Below are 11,838 nucleotides of genomic sequence, written 5' to 3' on the forward strand. Positions count from 1 at the left end.
GCTGACGCCGGCGGCAGGGTCAGTGCGTGACGCGCGTCACACCGCCCGAGGAGAGCAGCCGGACGCGATCGCCGGGGCGGAACATCTCGTCGGCCTCCTGCGTGATGGCGCGCACGTCGCCGTCCTCCAGCTGGACCGTGATTTCGAGTCCGCGCCGCTGGGTGATGCGGTTCTCGGCCGCGCTGCCGGCCAGGCCGCCGAGCACGGCGCCCAGCAGGCCGGCCGCGACCGAACCGCCGCCGCTGCCGATGGTGCTGCCCGCGGCCACGCCGCCGATCGCACCGCCGGCAATGGTGCCGGCGCCCGTGGAGCCACCCTGGATCATCACTTCGCGCACCCCCTGCACCACGCCGTAGCGCACCACCTGCTCGCGCTGGGCCTGGCCCGGCGAGTAGACGCTGCCGGAGTTCGAGTAGTTGGCGCAGCCGCTGGCCAGGGCCGCCGTTGCCAGCACCGCCACACTGCCGATTCGAAGCATCTGATTCATGGCAACTCCCGTCTGAATGCCGCGCCGTACGTTTTCAGGTGCGGTGCGCGCGGTGCACCGTTTCCATCTTACGCGTATCGATAACCGAATGCCGCCTCGAAGCGGCTGCCGATCTCTTCACGCGAAATCCAGTGGTTCTGGGGCCCTTGCCGGGCGATCTTGAGGGCGCCCATCAGCGACGCGAGGCGGCCGGTGGTTTCCCAGTCCAGGCCGTTCTCGATGCCGTAGAGCAGGCCGCCGCGGAAGGCGTCGCCGCAGCCGGTGGGATCGACCACCGCTTCGGGCTGGACGGCCGGAATCGCGTACTGCTGGCCGTCGGCGAAGATCGTCGCGCCGCGCTCGCCGTGCGTCACGATGAACGCGCGCACCTTGGCGGCGATATCGGCACTGGTCCACGCCGTGCGCGACAGCATGACCTGCGCTTCGTAGTCATTGACCGTCACGTAACTGGCGAGTTCAATGAACTGCCGCAGGTCCTCGCCGTTGAACAGCGGCATGGCCTGTCCCAGATCAAAGATGAACGGGATACCGGCCTCGGCGAACTGGCGCGCGTGGTGCAGCATGCCCTCGCGGCTGTCCGGCGCCACGATGCCCAGTGCCGGGCGCTGGCCTGCCGCCACGGCATCCTGCACATTGTTGAGCGCGGACTGGCCCATCGCGCCGGGGTGGAAGGCGGTGATCTGGTTGTTGTCCAGGTCGGTCGTGATCATGGCCTGCGCCGTGAAGGTTTCGGGCAGTGTGCGGATGTGATCGGTGGCGATGCCGAGGCCGCTGAAGTAGTCCAGGTAGGGGCCGGCGTCCTGACCCACGGTGGCCATCACCACGGGCTCGCCGCCGAGCATCTTCAGCGTGAACGCGATGTTGCCGGCGCAGCCGCCGTACTCGCGGCGCATGCCCGGCACCAGGAACGAGACGTTCAGCATGTGGATCTGATCCGGCAGAATGTGTTCGCGGAAGCGCCCATCGAACGTCATGATGGTGTCGTAGGCAACGGAGCCGCAGATCAGGCTGGACATTTCATCTCCATGCGGCCCGGTGTCCGGGCCGTAACAAGTACGTTAAAGAACTCCGCCCGTGCATGACGGGCGGATGGGTAACAGTCGATTGTGTGCTACCGCACAGATAGATTTACTTCAGGGCGGCCAGCGCAGCGTCGTAGTTCGGTTCCTGCTTGATTTCGGCAACCAGTTCGCTGAACTTGACCGTGTCGTTCTCGTCGAGCACCACCACGGCGCGCGCGCAGGCACCGGCCAGCGGGCCCGACTTGATATCCACGCCGTAGGCGTTCTTGAACTCGGCGCCGCGCATGGTCGAGAGCGTGACCACGTTGGCCAGGCCCTCGGCGGTGCAGAAGCGGCCCATGGCGAACGGCAGATCGGCCGAGACCGTCAGCACCACGGTGTTGTCCAGGCTGCTGGCGGCCTCGTTGAACTTGCGGGCCGATGCCTGGCAGACGGGCGTGTCGAGGCTCGGCACGATGTTCAGGACCTTGCGCTTGCCCGCAAAGCTGGCCAGCGTCACGTCCTTGAGGTCCTTGCCAACCAGCGAGAAGGCCGGGGCCTTGTCGCCAGCCTGGGGAAACTTGCCGCCAACTTCGATGGCGTTGCCGCCGAGGGTCACGTTGCTCATGGTGCGCTCTCCTGTCAATGGATGAATACGGCCCGCCGGCCCGGTACATTGCCGGCCGGCGTGGCGGGGGGCGAAGGAATCAGGGGTAGAAGATCAGCACGCGGTAGTTGGCTACCGCCTGCTGCGTCCGGAATCGTACCCGAACCGGCAGCTCGCTGCCCGCGCGCAGGCCCGTGGTGGCAAAGCCGCGCTGGGCCGCGTCGAGGTACTCGGCTGGTTGCAGCACGCGGCGCAGCAGCAACTGGTCCTGCAGGTCGGTCATCACGAGCTCGATGGCCGGCAGTGCCGTGGTGGCGCGACCCTGGTTGCGCAGCGTGACGGCGAGCTGGTAGACGTCCGTGCCTTCGTCCTGCTTCTGCAGTTGCGATGTCTCGATGCGCAGCGCGTCCAGGTCGCGCCATGGCGGCACCTGGCAGCCGAGGGGCGCGCACGCGGCTTCCAGTACCGGCCGCAGCACCGGTATGCTGCCGGCGATCTGGCTGCGGGCCAGATAGGTGGCCTGGACCAGCGCGGCGAGCGCCAGCAGCACCACGGCCGCGCGCATGCGGCCGCGCCGGGTGCCCGGCAGCGACACCGGCCGGCCTGGGGTGCGTGCCGCGTCGCGTCCGCGTGCATGGCGCAGGAAATCGGGCGCGAAGACCGGACCCTGGGCGCCGCCCGGCGCGGGCGCGGCGGCCGCGTCCTGGCGCAGCCAGTGGCGCGTGGTGGTCTCGCGGGCCACGGCATCGGGCGTACCGTCGTGCGGCGTCACGCCGAGGTCGTGTTCGATCACTTCCCGGGCCTGCGCGGCCCAGGCTTCGGCCTCGGGGTCGGTCGGATCGGCCACGCGCAGGAAGCCGCTGGCGCTTGGCACCGGCTCCTCCTGCGGGAGCGATGGAGGCGCGGGCGGGAGGTCGGTCGGGTCGGCCTCGCGCGGTGCCTCGGCTTCGACGTCATCCCCGGCGGTGGCCGGCGCCTCGGCGTCGACATGCGGCGCCGGCGGCGCCTCGGTCGGCTTCAGCGCGGGCCATGCCAGCGGGGCGCTGTAGGCGCCCGAAGGCTGGTGCGTCGGTGCCGGCGGCGCGAACGCCGCGGCGGGGTCGAGCGAGGAGTGCGGTGCGGGCGCCGGTGCCGGTTGGTCGTCGAACGCCGCATGGTCGAGCGTCGGCCACGGCACTGCCGGGGGCGGCGCTGCTTCCGGCTCCGGTGTTGCCGGCGATGTCGACGTTTCGGCCAGCGGTGCCGGTGGCGCGTCGGCGATGTCGTCGGTGTCCGTGTCGGTGTCCGTATCGGTGTCGAGGCGGTCTTCGGCGGCAGGCCTGGCGGCGGCGAAGTGCGCGGGTCCGGCCGGCAGGGCAGGTTCGGGCTCCGGCTCCGGCTCCGACATCATCGTCGTCGGCGAATCGAGCGCGGGGACTTCGTAGCCAGGGTCGTAGCCGGGGTCGAACGGCGCCTGCTGGTCACGGGTCTGCGCGCTGTCCTGCATCCGCTCGGCATGGGCGAGCGCAGCGGCCAGCGTGACGGCTGGCGCGGCCGGCGGCGTTGTCGTGACAGGGGGTGTTTCAGGCGATGCCGCAGCCGGCGCAGGCGCTGTCTCGGCGGACGCCCGCACGGGCACCTCGATCAGGTGTTCGCGGGCGTCGAAGACGGTATCGCATTGTCCGCAGCGGACCAGTCCCTGGCGCAGCCGCAGCTGGTCCGCCACAAGCCGGAACGCGGTGCGGCAGGCCGGGCAGCGCGTAACAAGCTTGGCAGCGGCCATGATGGACGATCAGGATTGGGCGGGCTTGGACGCGGCGTCCGATGCCGGGCGCGTGCCGTGCAGGCAGACCCAGCCTTCCTCGCTGCGCCACACCGACATGGCGAGCCACGGCGCGTAGGCGGCGGCCACTTCGTCGGCCTGCCGTTCGAGCACGCCGGACAGGATCAGCCGGCCGCCCGGACGCACGCGCGCACTGAGCATCGCGGCCATCAGCTTGAGCGGGTTGGACAGGATGTTGGCCACCACCAGGTCATGGGTGGCTTCGGACACCGCTTCCGGCAGCGCGAAGCTGGCTTCCACGCGGTTTCGCTCGGCGTTGTAGCGCGAGGCTTCCACGGCGTTCGGATCGATGTCGATGCCGACCGTCTCGCCGGCGCCGAGCTTCTTCGCCACGATGGCCAGGATGCCCGAGCCGCAGCCGTAGTCGAGCACGGTCTCGCCGGCGCGCACGTTCTGCTCCAGCCACTGCATGCACAGCCGCGTGGTGGGGTGGCTGCCGGTGCCGAACGCCAGGCCCGGATCGAGTTCCAGGATCACGGCGTCGGGGTCTGGCGCGTCGTGCCAGGACGGCACGACCCAGATCTTCTCGCCGATGCGCATCGGCTCGAACTGAGACTGGGTCAGACGCACCCAGTCCTGGTCCTCCACCGGGCGCAGCACGAACGCCGGCACCGGATCAACGCCAAGCTGGTTCGCCGCCGCCGTGACCACCAGCGCCGGATCGGTCTCTTCGTCGAAGAGCGCCACCACGCGCGACCGGTTCCAGGCGAGCCGCGTCGGCTCCATCCCGGGCTCTCCGAAGAGCGGTTGCTCGTCGGGCGTATCGGCATCGGCATCTTCTACCGACACCGACAGCGCGCCGAGGTCGAACAATGCGTCGGACCAGGCTTCAGCCTGCTCCTGCGCAATTTCGATCACACATTCCTGGAAAGCCACGGGATTCCTCATTGACTGCCCGGCTGACCCGCCGGGCGACGCTTCAGGGCTTTTCGCCCGAAGCGTTGGCCTTCTGGGCCAGGCGATGTTCAAGATAGTGGATGCTGGTGCCACCTTCGACGAAGTTGGCGTCCAGCATCAGTTCGCGGTGCAGCGGCACGTTGGTCAGGATGCCGTCCACCACCATCTCCGACAGCGCAATGCGCATGCGGGCGATGGCCTGGTCGCGCGTGGCGCCGTACGTGATGATCTTGCCGATCATCGAATCGTAGTTGGGCGGCACGAAGTAGCCATCATACGCGTGCGAATCCACGCGCACGCCGGGACCGCCCGGCATGTGCCAGGCGGTGATGCGGCCCGGCGACGGCGTGAACTTGAACGGGTCCTCGGCGTTGATGCGGCACTCGATCGCGTGGCCGCGCAGTTCCACGTCCTTCTGGCGGAAGCGCAGCTTCTCGCCAAAGGCGATGCGGATCTGTTCCTGCACGATGTCGATGCCCGTGATCATCTCGGTGACCGGGTGCTCCACCTGCACGCGCGTGTTCATCTCGATGAAGTAGAACTCGTTGTTTTCGTACAGGAATTCGAACGTGCCGGCGCCCCGGTAGCCGATCTTCTTGCAGGCTTCGGCGCAGCGGTCGCCGATGCGCTCGATCAGGCGGCGCGGGATGTGCGGCGCCGGCGCTTCCTCGATCACCTTCTGGTGGCGGCGCTGCATCGAGCAGTCGCGCTCGCCCAGCCAGATGGCCTGCTTGTGCTGGTCGGCCAGGATCTGGATTTCCACATGGCGCGGGTTCTCGAGGAACTTCTCCATGTAGACCTCGGGATTGCCAAAGGCGCGGCCGGCTTCTTCGCGCGTCATGTTGACGGCGTTGATCAGCGCGGCCTCGGTGTGCACCACGCGCATGCCGCGGCCACCGCCGCCGCCGGCGGCCTTGATGATCACGGGATAGCCAACGCGGCGCGCGGTGGCCAGGATTTCCTTGGGATCGTCGGGCAGGGCGCCTTCCGAGCCCGGCACGCACGGCACGCCGGACTTGATCATGGCCTGCTTGGCCGAGACCTTGTCGCCCATCAGGCGGATGCTGTCGGCGGTCGGGCCGATGAAGACGAAGCCCGATTTCTCCACGCGCTCGGCAAAGTCGGCGTTCTCCGACAGGAAGCCGTAGCCCGGGTGGATGGCCTGGGCGTCGGTGACTTCGGCGGCCGAGATGATGGCCGGCATGTTCAGGTACGACAGCGGCGAGGGGGCCGGGCCGATACAGACGGCTTCGTCGGCCAGCTTCACGTACTTGGCTTCCTTGTCGGCCTCCGAGTACACCACCACGGTCTTGATGCCCAGCTCGCGGCAGGCGCGCTGGATGCGAAGGGCGATTTCGCCACGGTTCGCGATCAGAATTTTTTCAAACATGGTCTCTCTCTGCGAGATCAGGGGCGGGCCCGCGCACGCCACTCAGGGCGTTCCGGGCCAACGCTGGCGGCCGCGTCCATGCCGGACCGGGCCGTCCACTCCAACCGGTTCGGGCCGGTCTTCAGCCGATCACGAACAGCGGCTGGCCATATTCCACGGCCTGGCCGTTCTCGACCAGGATTTCCTTGATCACGCCGGCCTTGTCGCACTCGATCTCGTTGAGCAGCTTCATGGCTTCGATGATGCAGACGGTCTGGCCTTCCTTGACGGTATCGCCCACGTTGACGAACGGGGCGGCACCCGGCGACGGGGCGCGGTAGAACGAGCCCACCATCGGCGACGTCACCACGTGGCCGGCCGGGGCGGCCGGAGCGGCTTCGGCAGCCGGGGCGGCAGCGGCGGCCGGTGCGGCGGCAGCGGCCGGCAGGGCCTGCATCTGCGGCATGGCCATCGGGGCGGCCACGACCTGCGGGGGTTGCTTGACGATGCGTACCTTGCCCTCGCCCTCGGTCACTTCGAGTTCCGAAATACCGGATTCGGCCACCAGGTCGATCAGCGTCTTCAGCTTGCGCAGGTCCATCTTCTTATCCTCCAGAATCGGGTTGCCCGGCGGCCCTGCTGCGGGAGCGGGGGTGGCCGGCTTCGTTTGAGTCATTGGTGGGACCGCCCCGCGGCGCGCGGCGGTCCCGGTTGTCTCGGTATCTATCTATATAGGGGAGCGAACCTAGCTGCCCGGTGCTGCCTGTTCCTGCGCCAGCGCGTACTCCAGCGCCAGCAGGTATCCCTGCCAGCCCAGGCCGCAGATCACGCCCACGGCCTGGTCGGAAAAATACGAGTGATGGCGGAACGGCTCGCGGCGGTGCACATTCGACAGGTGCACCTCGACGAACGGAATCGCCACGCCGGCCAGCGCATCGCGCAGCGCCACGCTGGTATGTGTGTAGGCAGCCGGGTTGATGACGATGAAGTCCACCCCTTCGCCCCGCGCGGCATGGATGCGATCCACCAGCGCGCCTTCGTGGTTCGACTGGAACGTGTCCAGGCCGATGCCGGCGTCGTCGGCCCGCTTGCGCAGCGCCGCGTCGATATCGGCCAGTGTCACATGCCCGTAGGTCTGCGGCTCACGCGTACCCAGCAGGTTCAGGTTCGGCCCATGGAGGACCAGCACCTTGCGGTAGCGGGGAGCGCGGCTGACGGTGGGGGAAGTGGACACTGCGGCTCGACCAGTTCAACGAAATTGCGCGGAGATTACCGTAGCTTAGAGGGATTTGTCTAGCGTGGGATACAAGGCGCATGTCGGCCCGGCTGCATTTTCGCGCCGGCGGATGCCTTTTGCGCCACAAACATGCGTTCGGCAGAAGCTTCGGTGGCATTTACTGGCAGATCAGCGGCATACGGGTGCAGATCGGCGAAGTTGCCTGATTGGCGCCTGCCGAGGCACTCAGGCGCCGGGCAATTCCTTGCGCAACTCGTCGGCATGGACCCGGCCCATCTTGCGGTACTTGACCGCGCCATCCGGGGTAATCACCACGGTGTAGGGCAGGCCGCCCTGGGCATTGCCGAACTGCTTGGCCAGTTCGGTCCCCGAGAAACCTGCCACGGCCAGCGGGTACTTGACCGGCACCTTCTTGAGGAATTCCTGGATATTGGCGGCTGAATCGATGCCAATGCCGACAAATTCGACATTGCGTGCGGCGTACTCGCCATGCAGCGCCGTCAACTCCGGCATTTCCTCAACGCACGGGCCGCACCAGGGTGCCCAGAAGTTGACGACCAGCGTCTTGCCGCGCAGCGTCGCCAGATCGAGCTCGGCGCCCGACGGATCGGGCAGTTTCGTCTGGAAGAAGCTCTCGACGGCGGTGTCCGACGCCGCCTTGGGCGACATGGCGAAATGCGCGGCCAGCGCGCCGGCGGCGGCTGCCACGATGGCCAGGACGATCCAGACGGCCAGCGGCGTGCGGCGGGCGGAAGCGGAGGAAGAGGCGGTCATGTTCGGCAAGGGATTCGGAGATTTCTGGACAGTTCTATATAGATAGGAGGCAGATCAGGGCGCGGCAGCCTCGACCAGCGCCCGCACGGCCTTCAGGTCGGCCCGCGCGGGCCGGCCGCTGCCGTCCGACCGCAAGGCGCCGCGTTCGTCGTCGGCGTCGTAGAGCGCAATATGGATGCCGACCGGCGCGCCAAGCGTTTCGCGCACCTCGCCCGCCAGCAGCCGGGCCTCGCGCAGGTTGGGCCACTGGCCGCGCCACAGGAAGCTCAGCGTCTCCACATCGTCGCGGCCGGCGAAGTGGCGCGATTCGCTGGTGTCGAAATCGACCGAGGCGTTGAGCAGATGCAGGGCCACGTCCTTGGGGCTGTCGCAGAAGCACTGGATATAGACGTCCGAGTGCTCGGTAGCGGTGCCGTTGAGCACGGCGCCGGCCAGATAGGGGCGGAATGGCGCCAGGTCCTCCATGGCCAGCATGGCCAGCCGGCGCAGCAGCGCCAGGATGCGGGGCTGGTGTTCGCCATGGAAGAGGGCCTGGTAGGCGCGTACTTCCTCCTCGATCATCTCGTTGTCGGGCAGCCACTCGCCGGCCACGCGGGCATCGCCAAGCACCTGGCGGGCGGCCTTGCGCTTGGCCGTGGCGTAGTCGGCGCCGTCTTCGGCGATCATGCGCGCGGCAGCCTGGGCGATTTCCTCGCGCAGGCGGGTGGGGTCGGAAGGCATACGTCGGGACATGGCCCGATGATACCCGCATGGGCGCCGCCCGGCTGTGGATGCGGCGTGCCGCCACAGGGCTGGGAACCGGAGGCATGCGGGTACAATCAGAGCCTTCTTTGCGCCCGGTGGCCGCTGCCGCCGCGGACCCACGCCTTTTCCCCGACGCTTTCATGCATATTCACATCCTTGGCATCTGCGGTACGTTCATGGGCGGCCTGGCCGTGCTGGCCCGTCAGGCGGGCCACCGCGTGACCGGCTGCGACGCCAATGTCTACCCGCCGATGAGCACGCAACTGGAAGCCCAGGGCATCGACCTGATCGAAGGCTTCGACCCCGCCCAACTGGCGCTGGAGCCGGACCTGTTCGTGATCGGGAATGTGGTGTCGCGCGGCAACCCGCTGATGGAGGCGATCCTCGACCGCAACCTGCCGTACACGTCGGGGCCGCAGTGGCTTGGCGAGCACGTGCTGAACGGCAGGTGGACGCTGGCGGTGGCCGGCACGCACGGCAAGACCACCACCACGTCGATGCTGGCCTGGGTGCTGGAGGATGCGGGCTACAACCCGGGCTTCCTGGTGGGCGGCGTGCCGCAGAACTTTGGCATCTCGGCCCGGCTGACCGAGTCGGACTTCTTCGTGATCGAGGCCGACGAGTACGACACGGCGTTCTTCGACAAGCGCAGCAAGTTCGTGCACTACCGGCCCCGCACGGCCATCCTGAACAATCTTGAGTTCGATCACGCCGACATCTTCCCCGATCTGGCCGCCATCGAGACCCAGTTCCACCACCTGGTGCGTACCGTGCCCGGCCAGGGCCGGGTCGTCGTCAATGGCGTGGAGCCGGCGTTGGCGCGCGTGCTGGAGCGCGGCTGCTGGAGCGAGGTGGAGCAGTTCGGCCTGGGCGACTGGCGCGAGGGCGACGCCAAGGCGCCCGCGCCCCACGGCAAGGATGCCTTCGACGTGTTCTTCCGCGAGGAACTGGTGGGGACCGTGGTCTGGGACCTGCAGGGGACGCACAACCGCATGAACGCGATTGCCGCCATCGCCGCCGCCCGCCATGTGGGCGTGCCGGCGCCGCAGGCAATCGAGTCGCTGGGGCGCTTTGCCAACGTCAAGCGCCGCATGGAGATCCGCGGCGTCAGCCACGGCGTGACGGTCTATGACGATTTCGCGCACCACCCCACGGCGATCCAGACCACCCTTGACGGCCTGCGCCGCCGCGTGGGCAACGCCCGCATCCTGGCCGTGCTCGAACCGCGCTCCAACACGATGAAGCTCGGCGTGATGGCCGCGCAGTTGCCGGCCAGCCTCGAAGCCGCCGACCTCGTGTTCGGCTACGGCGCCCCGGCCGGCAAGGACGCGCTGGGCTGGAACCTTGGCGAGGCGCTCGCGCCGCTCGGCGACAAGGCTCGCGCCTTCCAGGACCTGCCGGAGCTGGTCGAGGCCGTGCGCGCCGCCGCGCGGCCCGGCGACCAGGTGCTGGTGATGAGCAACGGCGGGTTTGGCGGCGTGCACCAGAAACTGCTCGACGCCATTGGCGCCGGCGCCAAGGCCTGAGCGCCGGGAGCCCAGATGCTGCTGTACCTGCACGGATTCCGGTCATCGCCGCAATCGATGAAGTCCCGGCTCGTCCAGTCGCGCATGCGCGAGTGGGGGCTGGAGAAGTATTTCGCCTGCCCGGTGCTGAATGTGTCGCCCTCGCAGGCGATTGCCCAGGCCGAGGCCGCGATCCGGGGGGCGCGCGCTGGCGGCGAGGACGAGATCGCCATCGTCGGGTCGTCGCTGGGCGGCTTCTACGCGCGCTGGCTGGCCGAGCGGCACGGCTGCCGCGCGGTGTTGCTGAATCCCGCGATCCACCCGTGGACCGATCTCGAAAAGTATCTCGGCGAGCAGCCGCTGTACCACGGCGGCGGCTCGGTGACGGTGAAGCGCGAGCATTTGCAGGAGTTGCTCGACCTGCGCGTGGACACCATCACCCGGCCCGAACGCTACTACCTGCTGGCCGCCACCGGCGACGAGGTGCTGGACTACCGGGAGATGGTCGAAGCCTGCCCGGGCGCCCGCATCCGTGTGATCGAAGGCAGCGACCATGGCATTTCGGAGTTCGACGATTACGTTGACGACGTCCTGGCGTTCTGCGGCTATACCCCCGACGGGCGCCAGCGCGCATGACGGGGGAGTTGTCGGCCTTGCAGGGGCTGCGCGCGGCCTGGCATGCCCATCTACCCTATGACGCGGCGATTCCGGTGAACCAGCGGCGCTGGATCGTGGGCGAGGGTTCGCTGACCGCGCGGCTGATGTCGGCCTCGGCGCGCCGGTTCCACGTGACCCGCCTCGCGCAGGCGCCGCAGGTACCGTTCGCGGACGAGTGGCAGGCGCTGGGCCTGGTCCGGCCGGTGCCGGCCATCACGCGCGAGGTGCTGCTGGTCTGTGACGATGTACCGGCGGTCTTCGCCCACACCATCGTCGATGCGTACCGCGCGCGCCGGGACTGGCCGTTCCTGCGCGGGCTCGGCAACCGGCCGCTGGGCGGGGCGCTGTTCGTCGATCCGCGCGTGCGGCGCGAGCCGTTCCAGTTCGCGCGGCTGTCCGTGCACCACCCGTTGCGCCAGGCGCTGCAGCGCGTGTTGCCCGCGATGGCGGCGGTGCCGATGCTGCCGGCGCGGCGCTCGGTGTTCCGCCGGGGCGGCGGCGCCATGCTGGTGACCGAAGTGTTCCTGCCCGACCTGCTGGTGCGGCCCGCGCCGGCCAGCACGGGCGCCGGCGGCACGCGGCTGCCGCGCCGCATCGATACATTCCGCGCGCTGCCGGGGCAGGACGCGCGGCCCTGAACGTCATGAACGCCCGGGAAGCACCGGCTGGCGGCCCTTGGCCGAAGGCGCGGTGCGGTATCATCCCGGCTCGAATATCTCCCCGGAGCCATTCGCTGAA

At 68.7% G+C, this 11,838-nt stretch carries 14 protein-coding genes; 4 read left to right on the forward strand and 10 right to left on the reverse strand.

The features are described 5' to 3' along the window. Positions 1 to 19 precede the first annotated feature (19 nt). The 8 genes from EV147_RS00420 to aroQ all read right to left on the reverse strand — a co-directional run bounded on the left by EV147_RS00420 (position 20) and on the right by aroQ (position 7,417). Positions 20 to 487: an outer membrane lipoprotein gene (locus EV147_RS00420; RefSeq protein WP_130389169.1), complete on the reverse strand. Its 468-nt coding sequence runs from the start codon at positions 485 to 487 to the stop codon at positions 20 to 22. 68 nt (positions 488 to 555) lie between these two features. Continuing rightward, entirely contained in the window at positions 556 to 1,503 is a 948-nt protein-coding gene (locus tag EV147_RS00425; RefSeq protein ID WP_130389170.1) for a carbohydrate kinase family protein, read from the reverse strand. 112 nt (positions 1,504 to 1,615) lie between these two features. Continuing rightward, positions 1,616 to 2,116 carry a thiol peroxidase gene (gene tpx, locus EV147_RS00430; protein WP_130389171.1) on the reverse strand — a complete coding sequence of 167 codons (501 nt, stop codon included), beginning with the start codon at positions 2,114 to 2,116 and terminating at the stop codon, positions 1,616 to 1,618. 79 nt (positions 2,117 to 2,195) lie between these two features. Beyond that, a complete protein-coding gene (locus EV147_RS00435) occupies positions 2,196 to 3,857 on the reverse strand; it encodes a DUF3426 domain-containing protein (RefSeq protein WP_130389172.1) in 1,662 nt (553 codons plus the stop codon). Between the two features lie 9 nt (positions 3,858 to 3,866). Next, positions 3,867 to 4,793, reverse strand: coding sequence for a 50S ribosomal protein L11 methyltransferase (gene prmA / locus EV147_RS00440; RefSeq protein ID WP_130389173.1), 927 nt, complete (start codon positions 4,791 to 4,793; stop codon positions 3,867 to 3,869). A gap of 43 nt (positions 4,794 to 4,836) precedes the next feature. Then, positions 4,837 to 6,204 (reverse strand): acetyl-CoA carboxylase biotin carboxylase subunit, encoded by a 1,368-nt coding sequence (accC, locus tag EV147_RS00445; protein WP_130389174.1) that lies wholly within the window; start codon positions 6,202 to 6,204, stop codon positions 4,837 to 4,839. Between the two features lie 121 nt (positions 6,205 to 6,325). Next, positions 6,326 to 6,784, reverse strand: a complete 459-nt coding sequence (gene accB, locus EV147_RS00450; protein WP_130389175.1) for an acetyl-CoA carboxylase biotin carboxyl carrier protein — start codon at positions 6,782 to 6,784, stop codon at positions 6,326 to 6,328. Between the two features lie 144 nt (positions 6,785 to 6,928). Further along, entirely contained in the window at positions 6,929 to 7,417 is a 489-nt protein-coding gene (aroQ, locus tag EV147_RS00455; protein ID WP_130389176.1) for a type II 3-dehydroquinate dehydratase, read from the reverse strand. An 80-nt stretch (positions 7,418 to 7,497) separates the two neighbouring features. Between aroQ and EV147_RS26390 the strand changes: the two genes are divergently transcribed. Then, positions 7,498 to 7,626, forward strand: a complete 129-nt coding sequence (locus tag EV147_RS26390; protein WP_268907397.1) for a hypothetical protein — start codon at positions 7,498 to 7,500, stop codon at positions 7,624 to 7,626. A gap of 19 nt (positions 7,627 to 7,645) precedes the next feature. Here the strand turns inward: EV147_RS26390 and EV147_RS00460 are convergent, their stop codons facing one another. Continuing rightward, positions 7,646 to 8,194, reverse strand: a complete 549-nt coding sequence (locus tag EV147_RS00460; protein WP_130389177.1) for a TlpA family protein disulfide reductase — start codon at positions 8,192 to 8,194, stop codon at positions 7,646 to 7,648. Between the two features lie 54 nt (positions 8,195 to 8,248). Then, entirely contained in the window at positions 8,249 to 8,926 is a 678-nt protein-coding gene (locus EV147_RS00465) for a UDP-N-acetylmuramate--alanine ligase (RefSeq protein ID WP_130389178.1), read from the reverse strand. Between the two features lie 152 nt (positions 8,927 to 9,078). On the opposite strand from EV147_RS00465, the gene mpl reads away from it, so the two are divergent. The 3 genes from mpl to EV147_RS00480 are packed head-to-tail and all read left to right on the forward strand — an operon-like array spanning position 9,079 to position 11,738. Further along, positions 9,079 to 10,464 carry a UDP-N-acetylmuramate:L-alanyl-gamma-D-glutamyl-meso-diaminopimelate ligase gene (gene mpl, locus EV147_RS00470; RefSeq protein WP_130389179.1) on the forward strand — a complete coding sequence of 462 codons (1,386 nt, stop codon included), beginning with the start codon at positions 9,079 to 9,081 and terminating at the stop codon, positions 10,462 to 10,464. Between the two features lie 15 nt (positions 10,465 to 10,479). Further along, positions 10,480 to 11,079 (forward strand): YqiA/YcfP family alpha/beta fold hydrolase, encoded by a 600-nt coding sequence (locus EV147_RS00475; protein WP_130389180.1) that lies wholly within the window; start codon positions 10,480 to 10,482, stop codon positions 11,077 to 11,079. Positions 11,080 to 11,096: 17 nt separating this feature from the next. Beyond that, positions 11,097 to 11,738: a chorismate--pyruvate lyase family protein gene (locus tag EV147_RS00480; RefSeq protein WP_130391138.1), complete on the forward strand. Its 642-nt coding sequence runs from the start codon at positions 11,097 to 11,099 to the stop codon at positions 11,736 to 11,738. Positions 11,739 to 11,838 lie beyond the last annotated feature (100 nt).

Origin of the sequence: Cupriavidus agavae, from assembly GCF_004217045.1 — a bacterium.
Lineage (GTDB): Bacteria > Pseudomonadota > Gammaproteobacteria > Burkholderiales > Burkholderiaceae > Cupriavidus > Cupriavidus agavae.

Bases quoted from the DNA above. Each gene is read 5' to 3' on its own strand.
- EV147_RS00420 (WP_130389169.1), bottom strand. From the start codon at position 487: ATGAATCAGATGCTTCGAATCGGCAGTGTGGCGGTGCTGGCAACGGCG.
- EV147_RS00425 (WP_130389170.1), bottom strand. From the start codon at position 1,503: ATGTCCAGCCTGATCTGCGGCTCCGTTGCCTACGACACCATCATGACG.
- tpx (WP_130389171.1), bottom strand. From the start codon at position 2,116: ATGAGCAACGTGACCCTCGGCGGCAACGCCATCGAAGTTGGCGGCAAG.
- EV147_RS00435 (WP_130389172.1), bottom strand. From the start codon at position 3,857: ATGGCCGCTGCCAAGCTTGTTACGCGCTGCCCGGCCTGCCGCACCGCG.
- accC (WP_130389174.1), bottom strand. From the start codon at position 6,204: ATGTTTGAAAAAATTCTGATCGCGAACCGTGGCGAAATCGCCCTTCGC.
- accB (WP_130389175.1), bottom strand. From the start codon at position 6,784: ATGGACCTGCGCAAGCTGAAGACGCTGATCGACCTGGTGGCCGAATCC.
- EV147_RS26390 (WP_268907397.1), top strand. From the start codon at position 7,498: ATGTCGGCCCGGCTGCATTTTCGCGCCGGCGGATGCCTTTTGCGCCAC.
- EV147_RS00460 (WP_130389177.1), bottom strand. From the start codon at position 8,194: ATGACCGCCTCTTCCTCCGCTTCCGCCCGCCGCACGCCGCTGGCCGTC.
- EV147_RS00465 (WP_130389178.1), bottom strand. From the start codon at position 8,926: ATGTCCCGACGTATGCCTTCCGACCCCACCCGCCTGCGCGAGGAAATC.
- mpl (WP_130389179.1), top strand. From the start codon at position 9,079: ATGCATATTCACATCCTTGGCATCTGCGGTACGTTCATGGGCGGCCTG.
- EV147_RS00475 (WP_130389180.1), top strand. From the start codon at position 10,480: ATGCTGCTGTACCTGCACGGATTCCGGTCATCGCCGCAATCGATGAAG.